At 56.7% G+C, this 3116-nt stretch carries 1 tRNA gene and 2 rRNA genes (1 of these 3 cut by a window edge); all 3 read right to left on the bottom strand.

The window, feature by feature from the left end:
- Nucleotides 1-55 precede the first annotated feature (55 nt).
- Nucleotides 56-132, bottom strand: a tRNA-Met gene (locus RUR49_RS14975).
- Nucleotides 133-235: 103 nt separating this feature from the next.
- A 5S ribosomal RNA gene (gene rrf, locus RUR49_RS14970) occupies nt 236-350 on the bottom strand.
- 86 nt (nt 351-436) lie between these two features.
- Nucleotides 437-3116, bottom strand: a 23S ribosomal RNA gene (locus tag RUR49_RS14965); it runs 47 nt beyond the window's last position.

The following is a 3116-nucleotide window of genomic DNA, read 5'->3' as shown; positions in this document are numbered from 1 at the left end:
GAACGCAAAAAGGCCCGCCGCGACGAGTTTTAGCTCGTTGCGGCGGGCCTTGATCTGGTTGCGGGGGCAGGATTTGAACCTGCGACCTTCAGGTTATGAGCCTGACGAGCTACCGGGCTGCTCCACCCCGCGCCGGTTGTGGATGTTCGGCCGGCGGGGCCGAAGTCCCTGCGCCGGACGGGGTCCGGGCAGGGGCGTGAAGAAAAGGTCAACTCGATGACAATGCGCTTGGCAGGCCTGGCAGCGACCTACTCTCCCGCGTCTTGAGACGAAGTACCATCGGCGCTGAGGGTTTTGACGGCCGAGTTCGGAATGGGATCGGGTCCAGCCCCCTCGCCATAGCCACCAGGCCGGCAAAGAGCATTGTCATCAAGTTATGAAACGCTGGTTGTCTTTCTCACGCGATGCCCACCGCGGTGGACATGGATTAATGAGAGTGATCAAGCCGATCGAGCTATTAGTACCGGTAAGCTTCACGTGTCGCCACGCTTCCACACCCGGCCTATCAACGTGGTCGTCTTCCACGGCTCTCAAGGGAGACCTCGTTTTGAGGTGGGTTTCCCGCTTAGATGCTTTCAGCGGTTATCCCGTCCGTACTTAGCTACCCTGCTATGCGGCTGGCGCCACAACAGGTCCACCAGAGGTACGTCCACCCCGGTCCTCTCGTACTAAGGGCAGATCCTCTCAAGTCTCCTACACCCACGGCAGATAGGGACCAAACTGTCTCACGACGTTCTGAACCCAACTCACGTACCACTTTAATCGGCGAACAGCCGAACCCTTGGGACCTGCTCCAGCCCCAGGATGTGATGAGTCGACATCGAGGTGCCAAACGATGCCGTCGATATGGACTCTTGGGCATCATCAGCCTGTTATCCCCGGAGTACCTTTTATCCGTTGAGCGATGGCCCGTCCACGTGGGACCACCGGATCACTATGGCCGTCTTTCGACTCTGCTCGACTTGTCAGTCTCGCAGTCAGGCAGGCTTATGCCATTGCACTCAACGAGCGATTTCCGACCGCTCTGAGCCCACCTTCGCGCGCCTCCGTTACTCTTTGGGAGGCGACCGCCCCAGTCAAACTACCCACCATGCACTGTCCTGGGCGTGGATGACACGCCGCAGTTAGATATTCATGACTTCAAGGGTGGTATTTCAAGGATGGCTCCACCAGAGCTGGCGCCCCGGCTTCATAGCCTACCACCTATCCTACACATGACGACACGGATACCAGTGCAAAGTTGCAGTAAAGGTTCACGGGGTCTTTCCGTCTAACCGCAGGAACCCCGCATCTTCACGGGGAATTCAATTTCACTGAGTCGATGCTGGAGACAGCGGGGAAGTCGTTACGCCATTCGTGCAGGTCGGAACTTACCCGACAAGGAATTTCGCTACCTTAGGACCGTTATAGTTACGGCCGCCGTTTACCGGGGCTTCGATTCAAAGCTTGCACCTCTCCTCTTAACCTTCCGGCACCGGGCAGGCGTCAGACCCTATACGTCGCCTTACGGCTTCGCAGAGCCCTGTGTTTTTGATAAACAGTCGCCACCCCCTGTTTTGTGCCCCTCCCCCACGGTTGCCCGCGGAGGAGGCCTCCTTATCCCGAAGTTACGGAGGCAAATTGCCGAGTTCCTTCAGCATCGTTCTCTCAAGCGCCTAGGTATGCTCTACCAGTCCACCAGAGTCGGTTTCGGGTACGGTCTATACGTGGAGGCTATTTCCTGGAACTCCTTCGCAGCCGACCCAATCCAGTAAGGGTCGACAACTTACGGCGTTCGTCACCATCCACAGGCCCAGGAATATTCACCTGGTTCCCATCGACTACGCTTTTCAGCCTCGTCTTAGGGGCCGGCTGACCCTGCGCAGATTAGCTTTACGCAGGAACCCTTGGACTTTCGGCGGGGGTGTCTCTCACACCCCTTTCCGTTACTCATGTCAGCATTCTCACTTCCGATACCTCCACGGCCCCTCACGGGTACCGCTTCACAGGCTTACGGAACGCTCCGCTACCGCGCATCTTGCGATGCACCCGCAGCTTCGGCACGTGGCTTGAGCCCCGATACATTGTCGGCGCAAGAACCCTTATCTAGACCAGTGAGCTGTTACGCTTTCTTTAAATGATGGCTGCTTCTAAGCCAACATCCTGGTTGTTTTGGGATTCTCACATCCTTTCACACTTAGCCACGATTTGGGGGCCTTAGCTGGCGGTCAGGGTTGTTTCCCTCTTCACGACGGACGTTAGCACCCGCCGTGTGTCTGCCGGATAGTACTTCCAGGTATTCGGAGTTTGGTTAGGTTTGGTAATCCTGTGGGGACCCCTAGCCCATCCAGTGCTCTACCCCCTGGAGTATTCGTCCGACGCTCTACCTAAATAGATTTCGCGGAGAACCAGCTATTACCGAGTTTGATTGGCCTTTCACCCCTAGCCACAAGTCATCCGAGAATTTTGCAACATTCAACGGTTCGGCCCTCCAGCAAGTGTTACCTTGCCTTCAGCCTGCTCATGGCTAGATCACCCGGTTTCGGGTCTAATCCAACGAACTTGACGCCCTATTCGGACTCGCTTTCGCTGCGCCTACACCTATCGGCTTAAGCTTGCTCGTTAAATTAAGTCGCTGACCCATTATACAAAAGGTACGCCGTCACCCTTGCGGGCTCCGACTGTTTGTAGGCATCCGGTTTCAGGAACTGTTTCACTCCCCTCGTCGGGGTGCTTTTCACCTTTCCCTCACGGTACTTGTTCGCTATCGGTCGTCGAGGAGTACTTAGGCTTGGAGGGTGGTCCCCCCATGTTCAGACAGGATTTCACGTGTCCCGCCTTACTCGAGGACCTATGCAGCCGTTACCCGTACGGGGCTGTCACCCGCTGAGGCCTGCCTTTCCAGACAGTTCCGGTTTGATTGCATAGGCCACTGGCCTGGTCCGCGTTCGCTCGCCACTACTAGCGGAGTCTCTGTTGATGTCCTTTCCTCCGGGTACTGAGATGTTTCACTTCCCCGGGTTCGCTTCCCTTGCGGGATGACCCTTGCGGGCCGGGTTTCCCCATTCGGAAATCTACGGATCAAAGCTTGTTCGCAGCTCCCCGTAGCTTATCGCAGCGTACCACGTCCTTCATCG

It is taken from the genome of Pseudoxanthobacter sp. M-2, from assembly GCF_046156265.1.
Lineage (GTDB): Bacteria > Pseudomonadota > Alphaproteobacteria > Rhizobiales > Segnochrobactraceae > CAMDHY01.
This window is presented reverse-complemented; position numbering and strand designations above follow the sequence as displayed.